This is a genomic window from Lacrimispora sp., assembly GCF_031982545.1.
Classification (GTDB): Bacteria; Bacillota; Clostridia; order Lachnospirales; family Lachnospiraceae; genus Lacrimispora.
In genome coordinates this window covers 163,174-187,037 of sequence record NZ_DALYXB010000009.1, presented here as the reverse complement: position 1 = coordinate 187,037, position 23,864 = coordinate 163,174, and the positions used below count along the sequence as shown (strand labels likewise).

The window sequence follows — 23,864 nt, the reverse complement described above, 5'->3', positions numbered from 1 at the left end:
TAGCAAGGCTTTCGCATATTTTTGCGGGAGTCTTTTTTTCATCCCCATATGTTGTGGGGGGTTATTTGAATGATAGGAGCCTGAAAGGGCTCTTTTTTGGAGGTGATGCCATGTTCATATGGGACTTTGTAGTCGATACGATGCTGGGTCAGATTCTTGACTGGATTTATGGTCAGATCATCGGATTTTTAGGAAATTTTTTTTCTGCCATGGGTGGTATGGGTGCAGAGCTCTTCGAGATGAGCTGGGTTAAGTCCATCGTCCTATTTTTTGTTTATCTGGCTTGGACGCTCTATGGTACCGGGCTGGTAGTGTCCATGTTTGAATGTGCGATTGAATATCAGTCAGGAAGGGGAAGTATCCGTGATACTGCTCTTAACGCGATTAAGGGCTTTATGGCGGTAGGATTGTTTTCTACGGTTCCGGTGGAGCTTTACAAGCTGTCCATTTCTCTACAGAGCAGTCTGACAGCGGGCATAACCGGCTCTGGAAGCGGGTTGAACACTCTTGCAGGCAACATCATAAGCGAGCTATCCGCAGCAGGCAGCCTTGAGAGCGCCGGCAGTGTTGACGTATTTGGTGGGCTAGGAATAATTACCAGCCCCATCATGATGCTATTTATCCTGATTATGATGGGCTATGCCGTAATTAAGATATTTTTTGCAAATCTTAAGCGCGGAGGAATCCTGCTTATTCAGATTGCAGTGGGGAGTCTATATATGTTTTCTGTTCCTCGTGGCTACATCGATGGCTTTACTGGCTGGTGCAAGCAGATTATAGGTCTGTGCCTGACTGCTTTTCTGCAGGCCACCATCCTCATTGCTGGTCTGATGGTGATTAAAGATAATGCTCTGCTGGGGTTAGGTCTGATGCTGGCAGCAGGAGAAATCCCACGGATCGCCGGGGCCTTCGGGCTGGATACCAGTACAAAAGCCAACTTTATGAGCGCCGTCTATGCAGGGCAGACAGCCATGAATATCACAAAGACCATTGTTAAGGCGGTGGCAAAATGAAGCTGGTATATATTTACCCGAATGCCGGGAGTACTGAATCAGATTTAAAAACCATAGTTCTTTACATGACACCAATATCTAATGCCCCTATTTGGATGCCAGCTTCCCATTTTGCGGTAAGGCATTATTCAGAAACTATAGATATAGATGTACAGTGATAGAAATACATCTTTGCGCAATAGCATAGCAGTAAGCTTCTTTTGCAAATCGTTTATTTTTCTTATTATGGTATATTTCCGCAGATCTTGCAGACTAAACGTGTAGGCATGCTGACACGATATGTTGGAGAACTGGAAAGCAATTAATAATCGTAAAAATGAAGAGAAACTTAACCCCGAAACTCAGTGTATTCTATTTATAAGGTGATAAAACATAAATATTAATGTTATATTGACATTATTGATTAATGTTGATATCATTGCATTATATAGAGGTGATGAGATGGAACTTACAAAGAACGAACTAGAAATAATGGAAGTATTATGGAACGCTAAGCATCCCCTAACAAGTGCAGAAATTATTAATTTATCAATTAACACCAAATCTTGGAAGGATAGTTCTATTCATATTCTAATTAATAGTTTACTGAAAAAAAAAGCTATTAAAGAGCATGGTTTTGTTAAAACGGGCAAAGGTTATGGTCGTACTTTCGTACCGACAGAATCTGGTGAAGATTATTATGCGGGTTATTTGGCTGCAATTGCAGAAAGAACTAGTGTTAAAAGGATTTTTGCAAGACTTTTTGATAGTACAAAGATATCTGCTGAAACAATTACGGAATTAGAAGATCTATTAGAGAAGTATAAAGGAGAATCAGATTAAGAGATGGAGAAAATTAGTATCAGCTATTACTCTATAGTTAATGCTATATTGTTTTTTAACGTTGGTTTGATTATAATATTAATTTTTAGGCATAATTTGACCTTTTTTATGAAATATAGTACATGGTGCTTATTCCTGCTCTTTTTATTTTCAGTAATTCGGGTTTTACTGCCATTGGATATGACAAAAGCAATTGTTATTAACTCAGATAAGGTTTATCCTTGGTTGTTAGAAAAGTTAAATACTTCAATGTTTGAAAGTGAGCTTTCTCTTGGTTATATTCTACTTTGGATTTGGATATTAGGAAGTATTATACTATTCTCTAAAGATATTATTCAATTTATTAAAGAAATTCAAACAATAAGAAAGTTTATTTTGATTGATGACGAGCAAGTAAATAGAGTATCTAAAGAAAAATTTGCCGAAAATGTTGAAATTTATGTATCGCCTGGTATTATTGAACCCAAGGTTACTGGTATTCTAAAACCTTATATATATTTACCCCTAATGAATATAGCAGATGATGGATTGCGTTTGATTTTAAAACATGAAATTTCCCATATCCATGGGGGAGACATAATAATAAAATTGTTTTATACTATAATAAAAGATCTATTTTGGTGGAATCCATTAACATGTCTTTTTCAATATGAAGTTGAAAATCTCCTTGAGCTAAGATGTGATCTAGCTGTTACAAAAAAATGAGTCATCAGGAGAAGATAAATTATTTAAGTACTATTTTACAGGTTATTAAGCAAATAGAACATCCTGCCGAAAAGAGAGGTTTTTCTAAAAGCGTAATGAATTTTGTTAGTATTAGATCATTTGATATTACAAAACAAAGATTTCAAGTTGTTATGGAAAAAGATAATCATTGGAAATCTGGAATGCAAATAATTACATCTTCAGTTATCATTATTTTATTCATTCTTTCTTATTTCTTTATTGTACAGCCAGCATATTATCCGAACTTTAATGAAATGGAAGAAATGCAAGAGATAAACAAGGAAAATTCATATATTGTTGTCACTAATGAAGAGAGAATATTATATATTAATGATGAATTTTATGGTTATTTATCTGCTAATGAATTAGAAACTTTGCCTTATTCACAATTAACCATTATTAAAGAGGAGTAAAAAATGAAAGAATTAAAAGTGTTTTTATTATGTACAATCCTAAGTGTGAGTTTTATAACTCCCTGCTGGGCATCAACTATTCAGTATTCAACTTCTGAACAGATTGTATTACAAGAAATATCTATCAAATCAGAGGTGACGAAGTGGTATTATAGAAACCATGAAGGTATAAAGCAAAAGCGGTTATGGTCGATTACATATGGATATTGGAAAACAGATTGGATGTCTGTCTAAAAAAACACCCTCTACAATTAGTAGAGGGTATATCAAAAAACATGGACTGATATTAAAATGAATCATTAATGTATAAATGAATAAAAAGTAAACTAGAAGCTAGCATAAAAATAGATTTAATTATACAGAGATAGAGTTAATATGAATAATTTGTGTTCTATATATTGCAGGGATTCATTTATAAATACCTATTAATAGAATGATTTATGGCAACTTTTATGGTAATATTACTAATCCATTGAGCTTTTTATATCCGCAAGGTTGCCTACAATTATATAATGAGCTGTAATGTCATTATATTTATGTGGAGAAAGGGGGGAGGGCATAATTTCAATTAAGGTAACACATACATATTTAGTAGATTAATTCAAAGAAGGGGGGAATGATTTTACGAAGTACTAAAAATTTATATTCACTATTTAACTTACAGAATATCTGGCGGCATTTTAAGCGACTATTGTGCTTGCAAATGATATCAACATCTCTTGATTAAATAATTACTCAATATATGACGTATGTCAATAATGCAAGATTTGGTTAAAACGTTAGCAAAGAATAAATGCTTGTTTTTATCTTTATAGCAGGATATGTGGGCGAAGTGACAAAATGCTGGATTGTTGCAGGATTTTCTAAAAAGCCCGTATCAAGCATTTTTAAACCGAAAACCAATGTTATGGCTACTGTCCTCCAGTTATATCTGGCGATACCTATCGCTATTATGCTATAGTGATGCGTGGGTAGGGTCACTTCCCGATAGTAGGTTGTTTATGTGAAATAGCCAAATAGGCTGGAGCATAATGAACAAAAAACGAACAAAGCTATAGTAAAAAAGTAAAATACAAGAATGAAAGGAATATTACAATGAAAAGAATAAAAAGAACAGTTTTTACATTAATTTTAATGGTATGTCTTCTGTCAATGAATATAATGGTGTATGCAAAATCAGCAGACACTGTAGTACCATTCGCATATGGAACTAAATCAGTATCTGATTATAAAACTAAGACCTTACGTAGCAATGAAGGAAATTTAAACATAGGTTATACAATTTCGGGTCTGTATGTATATAATCTTAATACTGGTCAAATTACCAGGGCATATGACGGAAACTTGAAAGATGTAAATATTATATCTGGCCCTCACGATGGCGATTGGGAATTAACTGTTAAGGATATTGTTATAGGAAAACCTACCATTTCACCTGATGGTTCATCAGCTAAGTATCCGGTTAGATTCCATGTTTATGCAAAATTTCTTCCTGGCGGAGTAGGTCTTTGGAAGACGATTGATTTTGGTATTGTAAATGATTATGCAACAGCAAAAGCGGAATAAAGGCTGGATAGTACCATTCAAATTCGAGTTTATAAATTAATAGGATATATTTGCATATCATGATTCATAAGTATATTAAAAAAATCGCTTAATTATGAAAGGGGAAAACCTATGAAAAAAATATTAACTTTAATTTTATCAGTAATTATGTTGGTGAATTTATCTGCATTTACTAGTTTTGCAAATGAAAATGTGGCAGCTCGAAAAATATCATTTGAACAAATGATAACTAGATATTTCGAACATAAAGACACAACAGTGGTTTTAAATAAGGCAGGTAAAGACATTACGTCAGAATTTTTTTCTTATAACACTGTAAATTTTAACAATGGAGATTATCAAGCAATTCGGAATTATTTAGAAAGTAATGTTTCTAATCTGAGTTATAGGGTGGAAAGTAGTATAGAAAATAGGGTAGCTGTAAATGCTATGGGAACTTCTAAATATGTGAGTGATTATACTTCAATGCTAATATCAGATAAATACGGACATAAAGGCTATCTTACAATGGAAGTAGGCGGTACTCTAATATATAACCCCAATTCAGGGGAAATACTACGTGCTTATAATGCAAAACTTGTTCGATCAGAATATACTGATTTACAAGATTGGACATTAACTAGTAGAAATGTTAGAACAAGTTCCTCAATTTCACCTGATAAGTTTAAAGCTTTTTTCACAGCTAGTTTACATTCGATAGGTACGTACTCTTATTATACACAAGAATATGATTTTGGTATCCATCAATATACAGTGAGTGCAGAAGCGGGAAACTAAAAGAATGATGATAAATAAAAAAACAAAGATGTATTTTGGTGGTGTTACAGCCTTATCCATATTAGTGTTATCTTTTCATATGCTTGCTCTAAAATTTATATATAATTATTTAGGATTAATGCTGGAAGCAAATGGAGTAACAGTCGAAAAGCGAAAAGAAATGGCCGTACAAGCCGAAAATCTTAAAAAATATTCCCAATATTGTACCAATGCATTTCTATTAGCCAGCTTTTTCTTTCTGATTTTTATCGGAATTATATTGCTTACAAGAAAAATCAATTTAAAAATGTATCTAAGTTCATATTTTTTATTTGAAGTAATTCAGATAATTGGGATTTCGCTATTTATACAAATTTTTAATAAGTATGAATTAACAGAAGGCTTTGGGAGATGGAGAATTCTTCATCGTAATGTATTGTTTTGGATTATTTTAATTATCCCAATTATAATTTATTTGTTGAATAGAAAACAAAAGACATAAGAACTATGTTATCAAGATTAATATGGTATATTAATAAAATCAGTAAACTGAACTTGAATGGTTAAATGCAGCCTCTTTTTCTGTGTCATTCAAGAACCATATTTTTTAGGTACGGACATACCTAATTCATTTGATGGTGCAAGATATATGGCACTGGACAACAGTGTGGCGATTCCCTGTGTGGAGCATGTGCTCCGGGGGATCGCCTATTTTTTGTGGAAATTTAAAAGGGAACAGGAGGAATCCGTATGTACATATACCCCGATAACTTAAAATCAAAGGCCACGCTCTGGCTGTGGCAGCTCCGGGACATTGGCATTATCGGCGTGGGGCTTTTAATTTCTGTGTTTGCATTGGCACAGCTGTGGCTTTTGCCACCTATTGTGATTACCGCCCTTTATGCCTTTTTAACGATACGTTTTGATGATATCAGCATCCTTGACTTTATTAAATATGCCTGCGCCTTCTTTATAACAAAACAGCAGACCTACGAATGGGGGTATCCAAAATGAGTAAAAAAAAGATAAGCACAAGTCAGCGTCAGGTTACCCGTCAACTGATTGGAACCAGAGAGGTGATGGATTATTGTCTAGAAACCTACAGGAGCGATCGGCTAGTGTATTTTATGATTAAGCCCACCAATATTTCTGTTTTATCAGAGGAAAGCATATCAGCTCGGATATATGCACTGATGACTGTTTTAAAAGGTATGGCGGAGCTGGAGTTTCTGTGTCTAAACAGCCGGGAAAGCTATGAGGATAACAAGCGTTTTCTGAGAAACCGCATGGATCTGGAGACCAATACTGCAGTACGAAGGCTGCTGGAGCAGGATCTGGTACACCTTGACCGTATTCAGGTACAGATGGCAACGGCGAGGGAATTTCTCGTCATCATACGGCTTCGTAACGAAAAGGAAAGCGAGGTTTTCCCTTATTTAAGCCGCATAGAGAAAACCTTGCGGGAACAGGGCTTTATTGCTAAGCGGGCTGACAAAGAGGATATAAAGAGGCTTTTGGCAGTGTATTTTGAGCAGAATGTTACCACTGAAAAGTTCGAGGACTTCGATGGTGAGAGATGGGTTATCATGAACGAGTGAAAAAGGCGGAAAGCCAAGACTCTTCCCGGTTTTCCGCTTGGCATATTAATTCAATCTATTTTGGATAAACGCAATTCGTAAAACTGGCGCACCCAGGCTGGGAAATCGTTATATGTTGCTTCTTCAAGAATTCTTGATAGTGTCCTTTTGCCGACACGTCTATCCATAATCGCCAATACTTTTATGATATAGTTTTCGGATTCTAGAGCTTCTTGAATCGGCATATTACGAAATTGAAGAACCGCCTCTAAAAAGTCCATTTCACAGTAAGTGCAGTTGGCATCCCATTTAGGTTTCATTTTTTTGACCAGCTCTTCATAAGGAGAACCCGGCATTTCATTGTATAAGGGTGTAATATCTCTCTCCTGATAATACATTTCTATCCATGAAAAACAGACCATCTCTTTGCCATCAAGCAGGATGGCGGCTCTGCCATAGGAGTTATGTACATCATGATACCGAGTTAGAAAGTATGTTACCCTGTTTATTAATGTTTCACAAAGAGTTTCACTCAATTGCTTTTTAAGCCCTGCCCATGATTTGTAATGAGTCATAAATTATTTTCCTCAGATTGATCTAAAACGTGTTTTCCTTTTGTTCCATCGGGATTGATGTAGAATCCGTCAACGATTTCGTTCATTCCGCCGCCGAATGACCAATTATTTGCTTCTACAAAGGCAATGAATTTATCATAAAACTCGTCAAACGATAGGTTTTCAGGAATTTCTACACAGCCCTGTATTTCAATTTCTTTTCTCATAACATTCACCACCTTAATTATTTAACTGTCAATCTAGTCATTTGTACAGTTCTTTTCCATTATGAAATTAGTTAAAGTAATATCATTACGAATTACTGTATTCTCTTTGAGTGTACGATAGCCACGCTTTTCAAAAAAGGGTTTAGCAGTAATGGAAGCATGGGTTGTAAAAAGAGAAACACCGGAATGGATAGCCTGCTGCTCCAATTCATTTACAATAGCTGTAGCAATACCTATGTTTTGGTAGTCCCTGTGAACAAAAAGTCTATCAAGATAGCCCTTATCGTCCATATCACCGAACCCTGTAATCATGCCATTTATTTCTGCAATAACCGTGTTGTGTTTCAGAAAAGATTGATTCCAGGTATTTAGGTCTACCCTCCCTGTTGCCCAGGCTTTTAGCTGAGCTGTAGTATAATCTTTTGCGTTTACGGCATGTACAGTATCAAAAAAAAGCTCTGCCAATGCAGCGCAGTCCTCCGGTTTGTATTTTCTTAATTGCATGAAGTCTCCTAAGCATTAAATAATCTGTATTTGAACACAGTTATAATTCTGAAGCTAATTATACCTTACTTCTCCATCAAAGTGAAGCAATTTGTCCTTAAGCCGTCACCCAATGTGGCGGCTTTTCCTATACCCAAATTCAAAAACAGAAAGGAAGAAAGCGATGGCAAGAAGAACAAAGTCTCAATCCTTGCCGAAGGAGGATACCAGAGTCCAGGAATTTTTGGACATGATTGCCCCCTCGGTAATCAAATTTAATACCGATCACTTTATATGCGGCAATACCTACCGATGTGTATGGGCACTTCGTGAATACCCAACCGCTACTGATGAACAAGCCATCCTCCGTCATCTTGGTGAAAAGGACGGCGTGACGCTGCACCTCTATACCCGTCATGTTACCCCGGTAGAGGAAAAGAAGATCATCTCAAATGCTGCAAACAAAAACCGTATGCAAAGTACCAGTACGCAGGATTTACAGCAGACGGTCACAGCGGAAAGCAATCTACATGATGTTGCGACTATCGTGACGCAGATGCATCGGAGCCGGGAACCACTACTTCATGTTGCTGTGTATATAGAGCTGACCTCTCATGATTATGACCAGCTGAAGCTCTTACAGACGGAGGTTTTAACCGAACTCATCCGGAGCAAGCTCAACGTGGACCGCCTGATTCTGCGCCAGCAGCAGGGATTCCAATGTGCCATGCCCTCTGGTTATAACGTGTTCGGAGATCAGTTTGAACGGGTGCTGCCTGCCAGCTCAGTTGCAAACCTGTATCCCTTTAATTACTCCGGTAAAACCGATCCCAACGGCTTCTACCTTGGTCGGGATAAATTCGGAAGTAACATTCTGGCGGATTTTAACCGCCGTGCTGATGACAAAACCAATGCTAATATCCTCATTCTTGGAAATTCAGGTCAAGGCAAGAGCTACCTTCTTAAGCTCATTTTATGTAACCTGCGGGAATCCGGCATGCACATCATTGGACTAGATCCCGAAATGGAGTATGAGGAACTGACCCTCAATCTAGGTGGATGCTTCATCGACCTTATGTCCGGCGAATTCATTATCAATGTATTGGAGCCAAAAAGCTGGGATGAAACCGGCGACCCAAAGGATACAGAGGCGCCCCAGGCATTCCGCCAGAGTAGCAAGCTCAGTCAGCACATCAGCTTTTTAAAGGATTTTTTTCGTACCTATAAGGACTTTACCGACAGAGAAATTGACACAATTGAAATCATGCTGGGGAGACTTTATGAGAAATGGGGTATCACCGACCGAAGTAATTTTGACCGTTTAAAGCATACGGATTACCCTATTCTTTCTGATTTGTACGACTTTATAGAGACAGAATACAAGAATTTCAATGAAAGTCACCGTCAGCTTTATACAGCAGATTCTCTGCGGGAAATTTGTCTTGGACTCCATTCCATGTGCAAAGGAGCGGAGTCTAAGTTTTTCAACGGCCATACCAACATCACCAGCAATGATTTTATAACCTTTGGTGTTAAGGGTGTGTTAAATGCCAGTAAAAATCTGCGAAACGCCTTACTGTTCAACGTGTTGTCCTATATGAGCAATGAGCTTTTAACCACTGGGAACACCGCTGCCAGCATTGATGAACTGTATCTGTTCCTGACCAACCTGACCGCAATTGAATATATCCGCAACTTCATGAAACGTGTGCGTAAAAAGGAAAGCGCCGTCATTCTTGCCTCGCAGAATTTGGAGGATTTTAATGTAGAGCATATCCGAGAGCTGACCAAACCACTGTTTTCCATCCCGACTCACCAGTTTCTTTTTAATGCAGGCTCCATTGATGCAAAATTCTACATGGATACCCTTCAGCTGGAGAGATCTGAATTTGAGCTCATCCGTTATCCCCAGCAGGGTGTGTGTCTCTATAAATGCGGAAATGAGCGCTATAACCTGATGGTTCATGCACCGGAGCATAAGGCAAAATTGTTCGGAAAGGCAGGCGGTCGTTGATGACAGTCCGGAATATACGGCGAAGGGAGTATAACTCATGGACATGAAGGAACAGCGGTTTGGCATTGAAATTGAGATGACCGGCGTGACGCGTGAACAGGCAGCAAAGGTTGCCGCCGAATATTTTGGAACTGCCAGCCATTACGACGGCACTTGTTATGATACCTATTCTGCGCTGGATTCTCAGGGGCGTAAATGGAAGTTTATGAGTGATTCCAGTATTACTGCACAGAAAAAATCCGGACGTCAAATCGTTTCCGCGCCAAGTGAATACAAAACCGAGATGGTCAGCCCCATCTGCCGCTGGGAGGACATCGAAACGGTACAGGAGCTAATCCGCAAGCTTCGGGAGGCTGGTGCGATTACCAACAGCTCCTGCGGCATTCATGTGCATGTGGACGCATCACCTTTTGACGCAAACACGCTGCGCAATATCACCAATATTATGGCAGCCAAGGAGGATATGATCTATAAGGCTCTGCAGGTGACTGTCGACAGACAGCACCGATGGTGTAAGCCGGTAGAAAGCCGCTTTCTGGAGGAACTAAACCGCAGGAGACCTAAAACTCTAGATCAGGTCAGCAGCATCTGGTATAACGGCGGGGATGGCAGCCATGAGCATTACCATGACAGCCGCTACCACTGTTTAAACCTGCACAGTGTATTCCAGAAGGGTACGGTGGAGTTCCGTTTATTCAACAGCACTACCCATGCCGGCAAGATTAAAGCGTACATTCAGCTATGTATGGCGATTTCGGCACAGGCCCTCAATCAGCGCTGTGCCAGCCGAACCAAGACACAGACCACCAACGAAAAATATACGTTCCGTACTTGGCTGCTGCGCCTTGGTCTTATCGGAGATGAATTCAAAACCGCAAGGCTGCATCTGTTGGAACACCTGGATGGCTGTATTGCCTGGCGCGACCCGGCACAGGCCCAGCAGCAGAAAGAACGATTACGGCAGAAAAAAGAACGGCATTTAGAGGAGCAGCAGAGTGTTTCGGTGCAGACGGAATCAGTAACAGAATACGAAACAGATCAGGCCGGGGAAGAAGAGCAAAGCCCCGGTCTTACTATGTCCATGTAGAAGGAGGAATACCTAAATGAAAAAAGAAACCTTATATATTGCTTATGGCAGTAATTTAAACCTTACTCAAATGACCTATCGATGCCCTACTGCCGAGGTGATAGGCACTAGTGAAATTAAAGATTATGAGATGCTGTTCCGGGGGAGTCGCAGTAGTGCTGTTGCAACTGTGGAACCTTCTATCGGTGCAAGTGTTCCGGTTCTCTTGTGGAAAATTCGTCCCCAGGACGAGCTTGCTCTTGATAGGTATGAAGGATATCCGAATTTTTACCGAAAGGAGCTGTTTTCTGTGGAGTTGGGCGGCAGATCAGTAAATGCCATGGTGTATCTCATGAATGATGGGCGTCCGTTTGGAGCCCCTTCGGATTATTATCTTAATACCATTCTGGAGGGTTATCATTCGGCTGGTTTTGATACGGACTTTCTGGAACAGGCAGTGGAAAAATCGATCCAGTTAGCACAGAGTCAGGAACAGTATGAGCCGCAGCAAGGGAATCTGTTCGGACAGAAATGGTGGTGAAAAATAAGTTTTACTGCCCTTTTGGGATAATCCGTGTGTATGTTTACGAAAAGGAGGTGCAGCCATGGCTGATCCCGTAACGATTACCCTAGTGGCAAAGGCAGCAATTATGGCAGCCGCAGATAAACGAACCTGGAAGGAGGTGGGTGTTCTCATTGCCGCGATTTTAACACCTTTTATCCTGATTATTGTCATGATTTCCAGTCTTTTGTCTGGAACTGCGAACCATAACAACGCCGCTGTTCAGTTATCCTTTCATGACGGAGTTATTTCAGGTCAGGTACCGGAGGATTATCAAGAATATATTGAGGATATGCGTAAAAGTTTTTCGGAGCTGGATGTGATTATTGCTGAAATTACATTGATGATTGAGGAAGGAAGTCTTGACCCTGTACAGGTTAAGGCTATTTTTTATTCTCTGTATTTCGGCGCTGAATCTTTGCAAGGGATAGATTATCAGTCATTTACTGACTGCTTCGTCCGCTACGAGGAACGCACTCGTACATGGTCGGATGAGGACGGAGTGGAGCATGAGGAGACCTACACCGCAGCGGTGCCGCTTACTTCCCTTCCGGTAATTTATAGAAATTTAGAAAGTACACTCGGTCGCAGGATTTCTTTCGAAAATCAGGCAAATGCCTCAGAAATTTATTACCGGGCCTTGTATGGAACCGGCGCAGCAGGCGAAGGAGACCGATTTGATCAGTGGTCGGATTGGCTGCCGGAACAGTTTGTCAATCCGACCACTGATCTGGCAGCAGGAGAAACTGGTTCCCAGGCTGTTCAGCTTGCACTGTCCCGTATGGGAGATCCCTACTCACAGGAGCTTCGTGGTCAGGCAGGTTATACCGACTGCAGTTACCTTGTACAGTGGATATACCGTCAGCTGAGGGTTAATCTTCCAGGTACCGCCGCCGAGCAGGGAAAATATTGTGTCAACAATGGTCTGACCGTTTCGAAAGCCGATCTTACTCCAGGTGATCTTGTGTTTTGGAGTCACAAAGTAAACGGACGTTATCTCAATATTACTCATGTGGGTATCTATGCCGGCAATGGCAAGGTAGTGGACGCCTCATCTTCCAGAGGACGGGTTGTGTACAGGGACCTGTTTGATGCAGACAAGCAGGTGCTGTATGCAAGACCTTATGCGAAAAATACGGCACAGTGAAGACCGTGATTGCTGGATATAGAAATAAAAATTATAGGAGGAAAAGCAATGAGCATGTCTGAATTAAAGGTATCCTTTCCGTCGGAAAAACTGGAAGTACTCCGTTTTTTCATGGACAAAAAGGAACTTACCATTGAACAGGAGCTAAAGGATTATCTGGACAAAACCTATGAAAAAGCAGTTCCTGCTCAAGTGCGGGAATATGTGGAGAGCCGCATGGAGCAGGTGTCTGCGCCGCAGGAAGGCCAGGATACATCCTCTGCAAGAGAACGACCAGAACGACCAGTCCGTCAGAATCGACGCCAGAGGGAGCAGGCAGCTGCAGAGACACAGACAGAACACGTGCCATCCGAAACACCATCAGAGGATTCTCAGGAGGAAACGCCGGGTATGACAATGGGGATGTAACCATAAATGCAGAAAAAGAAAAAGGAGGTTTCTGCCATGATCAAGCTTGGAATAGATAATGGAAACTACAATACAAAATCCTCAGAAGGGATGCTTTATGCTTCCGGTTTTACTGCAAGTGACCGGGAGTTTTTAACACCGGAGCTTCAGCTGTTCTATGAAGGCAGCTATTACGCCATCGGAGAACGGCGCCTGCGTTTTCAGCAGGATAAGACAATGGAACAGGATACTTTTATTCTCACCCTGCCAGCCATTGCCGAAGTTATGAAACGTGCTGGTGTAACTGATGCAGATATTATGCTGGGTGTGGGGCTTCCCATCGACAGCTACGGTACACAAAAAGATGCGTTTCGGCGGTATTTTCTACAAAATGTGTCCTTTGAATTCGAAGGAACAGCATACCGATGTCGTATTTCTGACTGTAAAGTGTTCGCCCAGGGACATGCGGCACTGTGCCGGTATTATCCTCGTTTGCAGGAATACAGAAGCATTACCCTCGTTGACATCGGCGGTTATACGGTAGATGTTCTCACAGTCCATAATTTCAAGCTGGAGCGTGCAAGCTGTGTTAGTCTGCGTTTGGGAACGATCATCCTCTATAGCCGCATTCAGGACGCTCTGCAGAAAAGTGGCATTCTGCTTTCGGATGCTTTGATCACTGACGCAATCCGAGGGAAAATTCAGCACACTGATCGTAAGAAAATTGAAGAAACAGTGGAGTATGAAGTGTCTGCCTACTGCAAGGAACTGCTGAACGCTCTTCGGGAACGGGGCTTGGATTTAAGGCTTCCTACTGTGTTTGCAGGCGGCGGAGCGGAGTTGCTGGAATTCCGGCTGCGAGGTAATGAGATTAATATTGTTGCTGTGCTGAACCGGTTTTCCAATGCGGACGGGTACAAGCTCCTGCTGGGATAAGACTATGCGAAAACGATACTATCTGTCTTTTGATATGGACGATCCCAGACATCAGGAAGCCGAGCGGCTGTTTTTGCAGCAGGCCAGCCGTCACCGGACCGAATTTGTGGTGTCCAGTATTCTATCCGCTAAACAAAACAGCCATATGGAACAAATTGTGCGGCAGGCTGTTCGAGAGGAAATAAATCAGCTCTCATTGAGAGTTACTCCGCCACAAGAGGTCCAGGCTGTGGCAGCACAGCTGGAGGATATTCCAGGCAGTTTGATACATGCACTTGAGGATTTCTAGCACACTGATGTTTAACCCAGAAGAAAGATTGCACCAACTTGGCTCAAATTCATAGCCAGTTGCTTAAGATGTTTATGATGAATGCACCTACTTGGCTTACTTAAATGGAGGTTAAATATGAAAACAACTCTAATCCAAATATACTACGAACTGGAGAAATTGGAAGCTCTGCGGCAGTATCGAAATGACGCAGAACTAAATGCAGATCTGGAGGCTGTGCTTCAGGCTCTCTATGAAAAGAATGTTCCAGCAGAGGTTCAGGAACGTATTGAATCAGCAGGCAACATATAGGAATTTACTCTTTAATCCCTAAAATATTGAAAGTGGTCAGAACTATCAAAGCTATGAAAAGTAAAAACTACAAAAACAGGAGGATTTGCGCAATGGAATATAAAGAATTTATGGAAGAAATAGAACGGCATATCAAGGAATATTTGCCTGAGGAATGGAAAAATGCAGAGGTATCGGTTCGACAGCAGCTAAAAAATAATGGCATTCAGTTATATGGAATGAGTATACGGATACCCGGAAGTGATCTTACTCCGCAAATATACTTAGATAATGCCTACCAATCTTACAGCATGGGTGTCAGTATGGAGGAAATCTTAAAGAAGCTTGCGGAACAATACCTGGAGTCAGTGGAAGCAGCACCGAAGTTTGGCATACATAAGTTTGATTACGAAAATTTGAAAGACAGCCTGTTTATGTGTGCGATAAATGCTGATAAGAACCGAAAACTGCTGTCCTCTGTCCCCCATCAGATAGTAGAGGATCTGGCTGTTGTATACCGCTATTTAATTGAAGAGGATGGAGGCGTTTTTGGTACGGTCCTAGTCAATAATGATCATTTAAAGTTGTGGAATATTGATTCAGAGATGCTGCATGAACAGGCTGAAAAGAGTATGAAGCAGCTTATGCCATATGAGTTCCATAGCATGGACTATGTAATTGCGGATATGATGGGATGTCCCATAGAAGAGAGTCAACTCAGCATGGAAAACAGCTTTATGTTTGTATTGAGTAACAGCAAAAAGTGGCAGGGAGCGTCTTATATGTTCTGCCCGGATGTATTGGAATTAGTCTCAAAGGAGCTTGGCGGAAACTATCTGATTCTTCCCTCATCGATCCATGAGTTAGTTTTGATTCGTGAAGAAAAGGAAAGAGGAATTGAGGATTTAAAGGATATTGTATGTGATATTAATCAAAGCCAGGTTGATGAGGAAGAACGTCTTTCTAATGAAGTTTATCGGTATGATGCGGAAACAGGAAGTATATCAATGGTATCTGACGGAGAAATGCAGCAGGGTATGCATCTGGAGATGTAATGGTAAAAAATAATATTTTAGCCACTCAGTAAAGCATGTAACAACATGGAGGAAAGAGTCCCCTCGGTTGCCGCCTGTATGCCCCTGTGCCGCCTTTATCTATCAGGAGCGGAGTATTGCGCCATAAGACAGTAAAAGCCCCTGTTGCCACCGTTAACACCAAAATACGGACAGTGGTAAGAACTCCAAAACTGGGGTGAACCATAGGGTCGAAAATGATGCAGGTTAAAGGCAGGTGGTCGCTTTGCGCCCGCCTGCCCAAAACATCGCCCCGCAATGCGGGTCGTGGACGTTCAAAAGGGTGCACCTAAATGGGACGTTGGTCACCTCCTGGGTGGTTCCAACCCCTCTTAATTATTTGTTTTCCTTAGTAAAACAAGGCTTTTCCGGGGTGCACCTGTCAGGTGGTTCCCGTATATTTAGCAAAGGAGGTCAACCATGAGCGAAGAAATAAAAACAAGAATACCGCTCTGGCTCTATCCTAATACCATCAAAGGGATAGATGCAATTTTAATAAAAGATAACTGTAAGAGTCGAAGTGAATTCATAGAAAAAGCAATCCGGTTTTACAGTGGATATATTGCGGCGGAGGATGGAATGAAGTATCTCCCGACAGCCATTACCTCTGCTATGTCGGGCATTGTAAATACCTCGGAGAACCGCTTGTCAAGGTTGATGTTCAAGCTGTCAGTAGAAATGAGTATGATGATGAACATTCTTGCCGTCAATGCAGATTATGATGAAAATACTTTACGTAAGCTCAGGGGTAAATGTGTGGAGGACGTAAAGCGTTCGGTTGGTTCTGTGACCTTTGAGGAGGTAGCTAAATTCCAAAAGCGTGATTGACCATGCCCAGGATTATCTTTAAATGCCGTTATATAAAAAGTGCGGCAGATCATGCAGAAAATCTGGTAACCTACATTGCCACGCGGGATGGTGTAGAAAAACTTCCAGAGCGCATGCGAATCCGTCCTGCCACAGAAAAGCAGAAGTTTCTGGTGTCGGATATTCTTGATCGATTTCCGGATTCAACAGGACTATTTGAGTATGAGGATTATCTGGCCAATCCTACTATGGAAAACGCCTCTGAATTTATCTCGGCTGCATTGGATCAAAACCTAGACCAGCTGGCGCATCAGGAAGTATATGTTAACTATATTGCCACACGCCCACACGCTGAACGGTTAGATGCCCATGGTCTGTTCTCTGATGAGGATATACCGCTGTCGCTATCACAGACGGCACAGGAGGTTGCAGCTCACCCCGGCAACATCTGGACACCTATTATTTCCCTGCGGCGAGAGGATGCTGCCCGGCTTGGCTACGACAATGCCGCTGCGTGGATAGCCCTCTTGCGCCAACAAAGAAATATTTTTGCGGAACAGATGAAAATCGCATCGGTGAACTTGCGCTGGTATGCTGCCTATCACGATGAAGGACATCACCCTCACTGCCACATGATCGTGTATTCGGTCGATCCACGTGAGGGTTTTGTAACCAAGCCCGCCATTGAAGCCATGCGAAGCAGTCTGGCAAGGGAAATCTTTCAGCAGGATCTGCTCCAAATCTATACCGAGCAGACGGAGCGAAGAAAAGCGCTGACAGCACAGAGCCGGGATACCCTCCAGGATCTTCTGAGGCAGATGCAGGCGGGAAATTGTGATAATCCGGTTTTGGAAAATATGTTGACTCAGCTTGCGGAACTGCTTCGGCGAACCACCGGCAAAAAGCAATATGGCTATTTAAAAGCACCGGTCAAGAAACTGGTAAACCATATTGTTGACGAGCTGGCGAAGGATGGACGTGTATCGGCAGCTTATGTCCAATGGCAGGAACTGCGAAACGAGGTGCTACGTACTTACAAGGATGACCTTCCCGCGCCGCTGCCGCTTTCCCAGCAGAAGGAATTCAAGCAGATAAAAAATATGGTAATTTCGGAGGCAGTCAGGTTGTGCAATCAGGAGGTCGTTTTTGAAGGAGATGAACAGGCGGAACCGCTTCCAGAGGAAGAAAGCATTATAGAGGAAGCAGTAATCATGAATCATATAGAATCAATTGAAGAAGACGGTTCTGTTTTTCTTAATTTAGACGAAGAAGGGGAAATAAAAGCGTTGGAGCTTGAATTCGGGGCTGGACATAGCTCTGAATCATCATCCACTGAACACTCTAATAACGTATCTCCAGCACCTGCCTTAGTTACAGTGACCAGAAAGCCGCACATTGCATGGAACAGCCGCTATAAACAGGTCCTTACCTATCTTTATGGTACGGATATCGCAGAGCCGGACTTTGAACAAGCTTTGCCGTTATTTTTGCTAGAGGCAGAGGACGGTAATGCCCTTGCCATGCATGATTTGGGACGGATGTTTACTGATGGGCTAGGTGTGGAAATGAATTCAAATACTGCTTTTGTCTGGTACTCCAAAGCGCTTGCTGCTTTTCTGGCGATTGAAGCCAAAAAGGAACATCGGTATGTAGAGTACCGCATTGGCAAACTGTATGCAGCAGGGCTTGGAACGGAACAGGACTATGTGGAAGCAGCAAACTGGTTTAAGAAAGCAGCTTCCAAGAACCATAAATACGCTCAATATTCTTTGGGAGTTCTCTATTATAGGGGAAGGGGCGTAGAACATAATTTAAATACCGCGTTTCAACTGTACCAAAGTTCTGCTAAACAAGGTATGCCCTATGCAGACTATGAGATGGCAAAGATGTATCGGGACGGAATTGGGACAGCACGGAATACTGAGGAAGCGCAGCTGCACTTTAAGGCTGCTTTCCATGGTTTTCAGCAGATGGAACGACAAAGCCGTGATGATAAGCTTCAGTACCGCCTTGGTCAGATGCTCTACACCGGAACCGGAACGCAAAAGGACATGGACGAGGCAATCTACTATTTGGAAAAATCCGCCCGGCTGGGGAATGTCAATGCACAATATATGCTGGGAAAAATTTATCTGGATGTGCACTGCGAAAAATTTAACGTAGAGAAAGCTCTTCGATGGCTGACAAAAGCGTCAGATAACGGCAATGCTCTTGCACAGTATGCTCTCGGAAAGCTCTATCGGGACGGAAATTACGTGGAAAGGAACATACAAAGGGCAATAGATTTATTTACCCTCTCGGCAGAGCAGGATAACTTCTATGCAGCGTATGCCCTGGGGAAGCTGTATCTGCAGGAAGAAAGCATCTCAAAAGATACGGTTGCTGCTGTAAAATGGCTGACAAAATCTGCTGAACAGGGAAATCAATACGCCCAATACCAGCTGGGCAAACTGTATCTGCTGGGACAGGAGGTTCCCCGCGACAGGGAAGCTGCTGTGCGATGGCTCACTCTCTCAGCAGAACAAGGTAATATTTATGCGCAGTTTTTCCTGGACCACTTGGACTCCATCCGTAATCCCTCCATGTTTTTGGCAACAACAAGGTTACTGCATCATATCAGTCAGATTTTTCAGGAGGAAGTTAAAAGACTCTCTGGTAGTCCGGGTATTCAAACGGAAAGTAAGCTGCGCAGAAAGCTGAGACAAAAAAAGATTGCCCAGGGGCACGCTCCGAATGATCATGAACAAAAGCTCACTATTTACTAAAATAAAGGAGGTATGGTATTCCATGGGAAAGCAGTCACAGAGACAGAAAAAGAAACTGCCGCCTGTGCAAACCGTTCAATTATGTCAAAGGTCGTCCGTGCATCAGCGGGCGGCCTTTTTCTGCACTCGGCATGGGCATATGCGCTGTGGAAAACGTAAACGTTGATAAGGGAGGTGTTTCAGATGGCATATGTATATTTTACCGATGAACAAAAACATCAGGCTAATACAGTGGATCTGGTGGACTTCCTCCAGCGCCAGGGAGAACAGCTGGTTCGTTCAGGACGGGAATGGCGCTGGAAACGATATGACAGTGTAACCGTCCGGGGCAACGAATGGTTCCGCCATTCCCGCAAAGAAGGCGGATGTGCCATTGATTTTGTACAGCAGTTCTATGATATGAGCTTTCCTGAGGCGGTATGTTTCCTACTGGGCGGGGAATCCGGCGTGGAGTGGAACCAAACAGAGAAAAGCGCCCCGCCTCCACGCAAGGCTTTTGCGCTGCCGGAGGAAAACTACGACATGCGACGGGTGTTTGCATATCTCATCAAGCAGCGGTTTATAGACCGGGAGATAATATCATTTTTTGCCCATGAAAAGCTCATTTATGAGGACAGCCAGTATCATAATGCTGTGTTCGTAGGTATGGACGAAAACAGTATACCCCGTCATGCTCATAAGCGCGGCATCTATACAAAAGGAGATTCTTATAAGGGCAATGTGGAAGGAAGTGATCCGAAATTTAGTTTTCACTGGAGCGGAAACAGTGACCGAATCTATGTTTTTGAAGCACCGGTAGATATGCTTTCTTTTATCACCCTGTATCCAAGGGACTGGCAGGAACACAGCTATGTTGCTCTAGATGGAGTTACAGAACATGCACTGCTCCAACAGCTTCGGCAGAACACGCAGCTTAGAAAAGTATTCCTTTGTCTGGATCATGACGCAGCTGGGATCGAAGCAAATGTACGATTGAAGGATATTCTTTCCGAAAATGATTATATAGATGTAACCGTACTTCAGTCAATCAACAAGGACTGGAATGAGGACCTAAAAGCAAAAAACGGGATGCCCCCAATTCCCTCAGAGGAACATCCAAAGATCACACTTTTTCCGCAGGTATGTGCGAAATTGCTTGTATTATGCGAGAAAATCAGTCTCAGCCGGAATATAAGATATCTGTTAAAAGATACTTATCAAGCTTTGGAACCAATGGTAAGTGGCGGAAAGATTATGCCGGAAAATAAAGAGTCCGTAAGAGAATGTATAGAATATATGGCGGCGTGCTCCCTGTTGTTAACAAAGGAACTGTGCCGTCAGATGGAGCATCCGGTGACTACGGATAAACTTATGAAGAAACTTCAAACGAATTACAGCGTTCATAAAGACAGGGGAGGGCTTCGTTCCAGGCTGGAGGATATTCGGGGCGATATGACTGAGCTTAACCAAATTATTGATACTTTTGGTATCCGCACGGAGACTGACCAGAAACAGCTTGGCGGTTTATACCTTCGATTAGCATTAAACTGTATCAGAACTGAAATGTTCATAGAACTGGAGTTTCAAACGTTACAACAAAAACAGGAGAAAGAGGCGAATATGAGATTTAGCATGTAAGTAGGAACTACCTAAAACGCAGAAACCGTCAAGGAGTATGAAACTTTCCTTGGCGGTTTTCTTTTATAATGAAACGGAGGGCAACCGATGCAGATGTCACAAATAGTAACCTTGATTGTCGTAGGTACGACGATGTTTAGTATACTTGCTTCATTATCACTGCTTGCCCATTATTACAGCCTAAATGGTATAAAATCTAAAACTGTAGGTGATGGTCAACATGGTACGGCCCGATGGGCAACAAAAAAGGAAATTCAGACGGTCTATACCCCAATTCGATATGAGCCGGAAAAATGGCGTCAGGGAAACAACCTGCCCAAAGCACAGGGGTTGATTGTAGGCTGGAGAAAAGCCTCACTCTTTGATAAGTCAACGCATCACGGCTATGCTCTGGTAGATGACGATGATATCCACTGTCTGATGATTGGTGCGGCAGGTGTCGGCAAAACAGCCAACTTTCTCTATCCAAATCTGGAATATGCATGTGCCTCCGGCATGAGCTTTATCACTACCGACACGAAGGGAGATCTTTACCGAAACTACGCAGGGATTGCCAAGGATTATTACGGCTATCATGTATCGGTCATTGACCTGCGAAATCCTACCCGTTCGGATGACAATAACCTGCTTCATCTGGTCAACCGTTATATGGATTTGTACCTTGCTCACCCGGAAAGTATAACATACAAGGCAAGAGCAGAGAAGTACGCTAAGATTGCAGCCAAGACCATTATCAATTCTGGGGGATTCGACAGTGGTGCCGCAGGGCAAAATGCCTTCTTCTATGATGCAGCAGAAGGGCTTCTGACCTCAGTCATTCTGCTGATTGCCGAATTCTGTGAGCCAGGGGAGCGGCATATCGTATCCGTGTTTAAGCTTATTCAGGATTTGCTGGCGCCCAGTGGTGTCAAGGGCAGGACGCTGTTTCAGCTTCTGATGGCACATTTGCCTGACGATCATAAAACCAAGTGGTTTGCAGGTGCGGCACTCAACTCTGCAGAGCAGGCCATGCAGAGCGTTCTATCCACAGCACTGTCACGACTCAATGCCTTTTTAGATTCAGAGCTGGAACAGATTTTATGCTTTGACACTGCCATAGATGCTGAACGGTTTTGCACCGAGAAAAGTGCCATTTTCCTCGTCATGCCGGAAGAAGATTCCACAAAGTATTTTATAATCAGCCTAATTGTTCAGCAGTTTTACCGGGAAATTCTTTCTGTAGCCGATGAGTATGGCGGTAAACTGCCAAACCGCGTCATGATGTTTTTAGATGAAATTGGAACCATCCCTAAGATTGAGTCGGCAGAGATGATGTTCTCGGCCAGCCGCTCTCGGCGGGTATCCATCGTTGCCATAATCCAGAGCTTTGCACAGCTGGAGAAAAACTATGGCAAGGAAGGTGCCGCTATTATAACCGATAATTGCCAGGATACGGTGTTCGGCGGTTTTGCTCCTAACAGTGAATCGGCACAGATTTTGTCAAAGTCCCTCGGCAGTCAGACTGTTATGAGCGGTTCTGTCAGCAGGGGAAAGAATGACCCTAGTCAGTCTTTACAGATGATTGAGCGTCCGCTGATGACACCGGATGAGCTGAAATCCATGCCAAAGGGAAGGTTCATTGTAACCAAGACCGGAGCCTATCCCATGCGTACCCGCCTGAAGCTGTTCTTAGAATGGGGTATTACCTTCGGCAAGCCATATGAAATTGCAGAGCAATCCGCAAGAAAGGTGGAGTATGCCGACCACCGTAAAGTGGAGGAAGAAATCATCCGTCGAAATGCCGAATTTGAACCAGAGCCTGAAGAGAGAAAAGATAGGGTATCAGCTTCGGGAGGAATCGTACAAACTTCGAACCCTGTTATCAATTTAGAACCAATGGAGCAAAAACAGCATTCGGACAGGAGGTGAAAATATGGCCTATTTTACATCTGTGTATCAATCTGAGTTGCCTCACCGGGCAAAATCCGTATTCATGTATCTCCATGACAGGGCTGATCATAACCGCAAATGCTATCCGGCAATTGGTACCATTGCCAGAGAACTGAATCTTTCCAGAAGCACCGTAAAGAGAGCATTGTCAGATTTGGAGAAAAGCGGCTACCTTCGTAAGGAACAGCGCTGGAGGGAGAACGGCGGCAAGAGCAGCAATCTCTATTTTTTGAACAGTAGCCCGCAATAATCGGATATTTAGTACGAATTTTTTTAATGCTGATGGTTGGGGTGGTTAAGGTTTTAAAGCACATTATTACACCAAGAGATTAGTCTGCATTTTTCATGGACCGTGCCTTGGTTCGTGATGCACCGTGAATGAGAATTCCTCACTCTAAGAAAAGTTAATGGCAGAAAAAGAACATTAGACGTAATAATTGTTAATACATCAGATATACCAGAGATATATTTATCCTTATCCGCTAGTTGTATTGTCTTTAAAATCTCCCATAAACGATAAAATTAGTGCGTTTTGTACATTAAACAATAGTATTGATTGTCGTTATTCGTTGTTTTTGTGGTATTTGCATGTTATAATTTACATAGTTACAGAAAATAACAGACGCATTCCTTTGTTATGGGTGAATTTCTTAAAGGATAGGTGTGTTTGTAATTATTAACAAGTTTTACAGTGTTCAATGTGTGTGTATGGTTATATCTGATTCGTTAAAAACAGAAGTACCCGTAGTCATAAGAAATAGTTTTATTCACAATAAAATATGTCAAAGGCAAACCAGTTGAAAAACGGGGACGCAAAGCCAAGGATCTAAGGTGTTTCTTGCACTATGATAGCCTAGCCGCCAGA

At 42.1% G+C, this 23,864-nt stretch carries 28 protein-coding genes and 1 riboswitch; of the genes, 25 read left to right on the top strand and 3 right to left on the bottom strand.

Going from position 1 to position 23,864, the window contains the following annotated elements; all coding sequences use genetic code 11:
- Window positions 1-110 precede the first annotated feature (110 nt).
- From ABS301_RS16480 to ABS301_RS16430, 11 genes are all read left to right on the top strand, one after another.
- A complete protein-coding gene (locus tag ABS301_RS16480) occupies window positions 111-1,013 on the top strand; it encodes a conjugal transfer protein TrbL family protein (protein WP_349673272.1) in 903 nt (300 codons plus the stop codon).
- A complete protein-coding gene (locus tag ABS301_RS16475; RefSeq protein WP_349673271.1) occupies window positions 1,010-1,171 on the top strand; it encodes a hypothetical protein in 162 nt (53 codons plus the stop codon). The genes ABS301_RS16480 and ABS301_RS16475 overlap by 4 nt, the downstream gene beginning before the upstream one ends.
- Before the next feature lie 283 nt (window positions 1,172-1,454).
- Window positions 1,455-1,835 carry a BlaI/MecI/CopY family transcriptional regulator gene (locus tag ABS301_RS16470; RefSeq protein WP_349673270.1) on the top strand — a complete coding sequence of 127 codons (381 nt, stop codon included), beginning with the start codon at window positions 1,455-1,457 and terminating at the stop codon, window positions 1,833-1,835.
- Between the two features lie 3 nt (window positions 1,836-1,838).
- Complete coding sequence (locus ABS301_RS16465) at window positions 1,839-2,540, top strand: M56 family metallopeptidase (protein ID WP_349673269.1); 702 nt, start codon at window positions 1,839-1,841, stop codon at window positions 2,538-2,540.
- Window positions 2,537-2,974: a hypothetical protein gene (locus ABS301_RS16460; protein WP_349673268.1), complete on the top strand. Its 438-nt coding sequence runs from the start codon at window positions 2,537-2,539 to the stop codon at window positions 2,972-2,974. Before ABS301_RS16465 ends, ABS301_RS16460 begins: the two co-directional genes overlap by 4 nt.
- Window positions 2,975-2,977: 3 nt before the next feature.
- Window positions 2,978-3,208 (top strand): hypothetical protein, encoded by a 231-nt coding sequence (locus ABS301_RS16455; RefSeq protein ID WP_349673267.1) that lies wholly within the window; start codon window positions 2,978-2,980, stop codon window positions 3,206-3,208.
- An 861-nt stretch (window positions 3,209-4,069) separates the two neighbouring features.
- Window positions 4,070-4,540, top strand: coding sequence for a hypothetical protein (locus ABS301_RS16450; protein WP_349673266.1), 471 nt, complete (start codon window positions 4,070-4,072; stop codon window positions 4,538-4,540).
- A 111-nt stretch (window positions 4,541-4,651) separates the two neighbouring features.
- Complete coding sequence (locus tag ABS301_RS16445; protein WP_349673265.1) at window positions 4,652-5,317, top strand: hypothetical protein; 666 nt, start codon at window positions 4,652-4,654, stop codon at window positions 5,315-5,317.
- Between the two features lie 4 nt (window positions 5,318-5,321).
- A complete protein-coding gene (locus tag ABS301_RS16440; RefSeq protein WP_349673264.1) occupies window positions 5,322-5,798 on the top strand; it encodes a hypothetical protein in 477 nt (158 codons plus the stop codon).
- Window positions 5,799-6,046: 248 nt separating this feature from the next.
- Window positions 6,047-6,310 carry a hypothetical protein gene (locus ABS301_RS16435; protein ID WP_349673263.1) on the top strand — a complete coding sequence of 88 codons (264 nt, stop codon included), beginning with the start codon at window positions 6,047-6,049 and terminating at the stop codon, window positions 6,308-6,310.
- Entirely contained in the window at window positions 6,307-6,894 is a 588-nt protein-coding gene (locus ABS301_RS16430; protein WP_349673262.1) for a hypothetical protein, read from the top strand. The genes ABS301_RS16435 and ABS301_RS16430 overlap by 4 nt, the downstream gene beginning before the upstream one ends.
- A 50-nt stretch (window positions 6,895-6,944) precedes the next feature.
- Here ABS301_RS16430 and ABS301_RS16425 read toward each other — a convergent pair whose 3' ends face one another.
- Genes ABS301_RS16425 through ABS301_RS16415 form a run of 3 tightly spaced genes read right to left on the bottom strand, consistent with a single transcriptional unit; the run spans window position 6,945 to window position 8,158 of the window.
- The gene (locus ABS301_RS16425) at window positions 6,945-7,448 is read right to left on the bottom strand and encodes an SF0329 family protein (protein WP_349673261.1); all 504 of its coding nucleotides are present in this window, start codon (window positions 7,446-7,448) and stop codon (window positions 6,945-6,947) included.
- Entirely contained in the window at window positions 7,445-7,654 is a 210-nt protein-coding gene (locus ABS301_RS16420) for a YggL 50S ribosome-binding family protein (RefSeq protein WP_349673260.1), read from the bottom strand. Before ABS301_RS16420 ends, ABS301_RS16425 begins: the two co-directional genes overlap by 4 nt.
- A gap of 33 nt (window positions 7,655-7,687) precedes the next feature.
- Window positions 7,688-8,158, bottom strand: coding sequence for a GNAT family N-acetyltransferase (locus ABS301_RS16415; RefSeq protein ID WP_349673259.1), 471 nt, complete (start codon window positions 8,156-8,158; stop codon window positions 7,688-7,690).
- Between the two features lie 163 nt (window positions 8,159-8,321).
- Here ABS301_RS16415 and ABS301_RS16410 point away from each other — a divergent pair, with 163 nt between their 5' ends.
- From ABS301_RS16410 to ABS301_RS16345, 14 genes are all read left to right on the top strand, one after another.
- On the top strand, window positions 8,322-10,151 hold the full coding sequence (locus ABS301_RS16410) for a VirB4 family type IV secretion system protein (RefSeq protein WP_349673258.1): 1,830 nt from the start codon (window positions 8,322-8,324) through the stop codon (window positions 10,149-10,151).
- A gap of 37 nt (window positions 10,152-10,188) precedes the next feature.
- Window positions 10,189-11,238 (top strand): amidoligase family protein, encoded by a 1,050-nt coding sequence (locus ABS301_RS16405; RefSeq protein ID WP_349673257.1) that lies wholly within the window; start codon window positions 10,189-10,191, stop codon window positions 11,236-11,238.
- A gap of 16 nt (window positions 11,239-11,254) precedes the next feature.
- On the top strand, window positions 11,255-11,758 hold the full coding sequence (locus ABS301_RS16400; RefSeq protein WP_349673256.1) for a gamma-glutamylcyclotransferase family protein: 504 nt from the start codon (window positions 11,255-11,257) through the stop codon (window positions 11,756-11,758).
- Between the two features lie 64 nt (window positions 11,759-11,822).
- Window positions 11,823-12,926 carry a C40 family peptidase gene (locus ABS301_RS16395; RefSeq protein ID WP_349673255.1) on the top strand — a complete coding sequence of 368 codons (1,104 nt, stop codon included), beginning with the start codon at window positions 11,823-11,825 and terminating at the stop codon, window positions 12,924-12,926.
- Window positions 12,927-12,974: 48 nt separating this feature from the next.
- Window positions 12,975-13,334, top strand: a complete 360-nt coding sequence (locus ABS301_RS16390; protein WP_349673254.1) for a DUF6103 family protein — start codon at window positions 12,975-12,977, stop codon at window positions 13,332-13,334.
- Between the two features lie 6 nt (window positions 13,335-13,340).
- Window positions 13,341-14,249 (top strand): ParM/StbA family protein, encoded by a 909-nt coding sequence (locus tag ABS301_RS16385; protein ID WP_349673253.1) that lies wholly within the window; start codon window positions 13,341-13,343, stop codon window positions 14,247-14,249.
- Window positions 14,250-14,253: 4 nt separating this feature from the next.
- Window positions 14,254-14,538 (top strand): plasmid segregation centromere-binding protein ParR, encoded by a 285-nt coding sequence (locus ABS301_RS16380; RefSeq protein ID WP_349673252.1) that lies wholly within the window; start codon window positions 14,254-14,256, stop codon window positions 14,536-14,538.
- 117 nt (window positions 14,539-14,655) lie between these two features.
- Complete coding sequence (locus tag ABS301_RS16375; RefSeq protein WP_349673251.1) at window positions 14,656-14,829, top strand: hypothetical protein; 174 nt, start codon at window positions 14,656-14,658, stop codon at window positions 14,827-14,829.
- Between the two features lie 92 nt (window positions 14,830-14,921).
- On the top strand, window positions 14,922-15,863 hold the full coding sequence (locus ABS301_RS16370) for a DUF5688 family protein (RefSeq protein WP_349673250.1): 942 nt from the start codon (window positions 14,922-14,924) through the stop codon (window positions 15,861-15,863).
- Window positions 15,864-16,301: 438 nt separating this feature from the next.
- Window positions 16,302-16,709 (top strand): hypothetical protein, encoded by a 408-nt coding sequence (locus tag ABS301_RS16365; RefSeq protein ID WP_349673249.1) that lies wholly within the window; start codon window positions 16,302-16,304, stop codon window positions 16,707-16,709.
- Window positions 16,710-16,711: 2 nt separating this feature from the next.
- Window positions 16,712-19,453 (top strand): MobP3 family relaxase, encoded by a 2,742-nt coding sequence (gene mobP3 / locus ABS301_RS16360; RefSeq protein WP_349673248.1) that lies wholly within the window; start codon window positions 16,712-16,714, stop codon window positions 19,451-19,453.
- A gap of 183 nt (window positions 19,454-19,636) precedes the next feature.
- Window positions 19,637-21,070, top strand: a complete 1,434-nt coding sequence (locus ABS301_RS16355; protein WP_349673247.1) for a DUF3991 domain-containing protein — start codon at window positions 19,637-19,639, stop codon at window positions 21,068-21,070.
- Between the two features lie 87 nt (window positions 21,071-21,157).
- Window positions 21,158-22,978 (top strand): VirD4-like conjugal transfer protein, CD1115 family, encoded by a 1,821-nt coding sequence (locus ABS301_RS16350; RefSeq protein WP_349673246.1) that lies wholly within the window; start codon window positions 21,158-21,160, stop codon window positions 22,976-22,978.
- Between the two features lie 4 nt (window positions 22,979-22,982).
- Window positions 22,983-23,249, top strand: coding sequence for a helix-turn-helix domain-containing protein (locus ABS301_RS16345; protein WP_349673245.1), 267 nt, complete (start codon window positions 22,983-22,985; stop codon window positions 23,247-23,249).
- 527 nt (window positions 23,250-23,776) lie between these two features.
- Window positions 23,777-23,864, top strand: a riboswitch (cyclic di-GMP riboswitch).

Coding starts and splice junctions, on each gene's coding strand:
- ABS301_RS16355 (WP_349673247.1), top strand. CDS start 19,637: ATGGCATATGTATATTTTACCGATGAACAAAAACATCAGGCTAATACA.
- mobP3 (WP_349673248.1), top strand. CDS start 16,712: ATGCCCAGGATTATCTTTAAATGCCGTTATATAAAAAGTGCGGCAGAT.
- ABS301_RS16400 (WP_349673256.1), top strand. CDS start 11,255: ATGAAAAAAGAAACCTTATATATTGCTTATGGCAGTAATTTAAACCTT.
- ABS301_RS16345 (WP_349673245.1), top strand. CDS start 22,983: ATGGCCTATTTTACATCTGTGTATCAATCTGAGTTGCCTCACCGGGCA.
- ABS301_RS16385 (WP_349673253.1), top strand. CDS start 13,341: ATGCAGAAAAAGAAAAAGGAGGTTTCTGCCATGATCAAGCTTGGAATA.
- ABS301_RS16365 (WP_349673249.1), top strand. CDS start 16,302: ATGAGCGAAGAAATAAAAACAAGAATACCGCTCTGGCTCTATCCTAAT.
- ABS301_RS16445 (WP_349673265.1), top strand. CDS start 4,652: ATGAAAAAAATATTAACTTTAATTTTATCAGTAATTATGTTGGTGAAT.
- ABS301_RS16420 (WP_349673260.1), bottom strand. CDS start 7,654: ATGAGAAAAGAAATTGAAATACAGGGCTGTGTAGAAATTCCTGAAAAC.
- ABS301_RS16480 (WP_349673272.1), top strand. CDS start 111: ATGTTCATATGGGACTTTGTAGTCGATACGATGCTGGGTCAGATTCTT.
- ABS301_RS16460 (WP_349673268.1), top strand. CDS start 2,537: ATGAGTCATCAGGAGAAGATAAATTATTTAAGTACTATTTTACAGGTT.
- ABS301_RS16425 (WP_349673261.1), bottom strand. CDS start 7,448: ATGACTCATTACAAATCATGGGCAGGGCTTAAAAAGCAATTGAGTGAA.
- ABS301_RS16380 (WP_349673252.1), top strand. CDS start 14,254: ATGCGAAAACGATACTATCTGTCTTTTGATATGGACGATCCCAGACAT.
- ABS301_RS16455 (WP_349673267.1), top strand. CDS start 2,978: ATGAAAGAATTAAAAGTGTTTTTATTATGTACAATCCTAAGTGTGAGT.
- ABS301_RS16440 (WP_349673264.1), top strand. CDS start 5,322: ATGATGATAAATAAAAAAACAAAGATGTATTTTGGTGGTGTTACAGCC.
- ABS301_RS16350 (WP_349673246.1), top strand. CDS start 21,158: ATGCAGATGTCACAAATAGTAACCTTGATTGTCGTAGGTACGACGATG.
- ABS301_RS16405 (WP_349673257.1), top strand. CDS start 10,189: ATGGACATGAAGGAACAGCGGTTTGGCATTGAAATTGAGATGACCGGC.
- ABS301_RS16410 (WP_349673258.1), top strand. CDS start 8,322: ATGGCAAGAAGAACAAAGTCTCAATCCTTGCCGAAGGAGGATACCAGA.
- ABS301_RS16475 (WP_349673271.1), top strand. CDS start 1,010: ATGAAGCTGGTATATATTTACCCGAATGCCGGGAGTACTGAATCAGAT.
- ABS301_RS16435 (WP_349673263.1), top strand. CDS start 6,047: ATGTACATATACCCCGATAACTTAAAATCAAAGGCCACGCTCTGGCTG.
- ABS301_RS16450 (WP_349673266.1), top strand. CDS start 4,070: ATGAAAAGAATAAAAAGAACAGTTTTTACATTAATTTTAATGGTATGT.
- ABS301_RS16390 (WP_349673254.1), top strand. CDS start 12,975: ATGAGCATGTCTGAATTAAAGGTATCCTTTCCGTCGGAAAAACTGGAA.
- ABS301_RS16430 (WP_349673262.1), top strand. CDS start 6,307: ATGAGTAAAAAAAAGATAAGCACAAGTCAGCGTCAGGTTACCCGTCAA.
- ABS301_RS16370 (WP_349673250.1), top strand. CDS start 14,922: ATGGAATATAAAGAATTTATGGAAGAAATAGAACGGCATATCAAGGAA.
- ABS301_RS16395 (WP_349673255.1), top strand. CDS start 11,823: ATGGCTGATCCCGTAACGATTACCCTAGTGGCAAAGGCAGCAATTATG.
- ABS301_RS16375 (WP_349673251.1), top strand. CDS start 14,656: ATGAAAACAACTCTAATCCAAATATACTACGAACTGGAGAAATTGGAA.
- ABS301_RS16415 (WP_349673259.1), bottom strand. CDS start 8,158: ATGCAATTAAGAAAATACAAACCGGAGGACTGCGCTGCATTGGCAGAG.
- ABS301_RS16465 (WP_349673269.1), top strand. CDS start 1,839: ATGGAGAAAATTAGTATCAGCTATTACTCTATAGTTAATGCTATATTG.
- ABS301_RS16470 (WP_349673270.1), top strand. CDS start 1,455: ATGGAACTTACAAAGAACGAACTAGAAATAATGGAAGTATTATGGAAC.